The sequence below is a fragment of the Aquabacterium sp. UBA2148 genome, assembly GCF_002328915.1.
Lineage (GTDB): Bacteria > Pseudomonadota > Gammaproteobacteria > Burkholderiales > Burkholderiaceae_C > Aquabacterium > Aquabacterium parvum.
In genome coordinates, this window is record NZ_DCXA01000291.1 from 5,561 (window position 1) to 6,631 (window position 1,071).

General features: G+C 68.0%; 1 protein-coding gene. It reads left to right on the top strand.

Annotation, left to right across the window (positions count from 1 at the left end; genetic code table 11):
- A partial coding sequence (locus tag B2W70_RS16105) for a 1-deoxy-D-xylulose-5-phosphate synthase N-terminal domain-containing protein (protein WP_286747204.1) occupies positions 1-1,071 on the top strand: 1,071 nt, incomplete at both ends.

Consider the following 1,071-nt stretch of genomic DNA (forward strand, 5'->3'; position numbering starts at 1 on the left):
CTCGGGCCAACGCCATCCGTGCGCTGGCCATGGACGCCGTCCAGCAAGCCAATTCCGGTCACCCTGGTGCACCGATGGGCATGGCGGACATGGCCGTGGCCCTGTGGAGCCGTCACCTGCGCCACCACCCGGCGCAGCCCAACTGGTTCGACCGCGACCGCTTCGTGCTGTCCAACGGCCACGCCTCGATGCTGATCTACGCCCTGCTGCACCTGTCGGGCTACGACCTGTCCATCGACGACCTCAAGGCCTTCCGTCAGATGCACAGCAAGACCCCGGGCCACCCCGAGGTCGGCATCACCCCGGGCGTCGAGACCACCACCGGTCCGCTGGGGCAGGGCATCACCAACGCCGTGGGCATGGCGCTGGCTGAAAAGCTGCTGGCCACCGAGTTCAACCGCCCCGGCCACGACATCGTCAACCACCACACCTACGCCTTCCTGGGCGATGGCTGCCTGATGGAAGGCATCAGCCATGAGGCCGTGGCCCTGGCCGGCGCCTGGAAGCTGAACAAGCTGATCGCCCTGTACGACGACAACGGCATCTCCATCGACGGCCAGGTCACGCCCTGGTTCGTCGACAACACGCCCCAGCGCTTCGAGGCCTGCGGCTGGAACGTCATCGGCCCGGTTGACGGCCACGATGTGGATGCCGTCGACGGCGCCATCGTCAAGGCCAAGCTGTCTGCTGACAAGCCGACCCTGATCGTCTGCAAGACCCACATCGGCAAGGGCTCGCCCAACCGCGCCAACACGGCCAAGGCCCACGGCGAGCCGCTGGGTGGCGATGAGATCAAGCTCACGCGCGAAGCCATCGGCTGGTCGCACGAGGCCTTCGTGATCCCCGAAGAAGTCCGCGCCGACTGGGACGCCCGCGCCGACGGCGAGCTGCTGGTGGCCGACTGGAACCAGCGCTTCGAGGCCTACAAGGCCCTTTTCCCCGCTGAAGCCGCCGAGTTCGTGCGCCGCATGAAGGGCGAGCTGCCCGCCAACTTCGCCGAGATCGCCGTCGAGGCCGTGGCTGCCGCCCACGACAAGGCCGAGACCGTGGCCAGCCGCAAGGCCAGCCAGA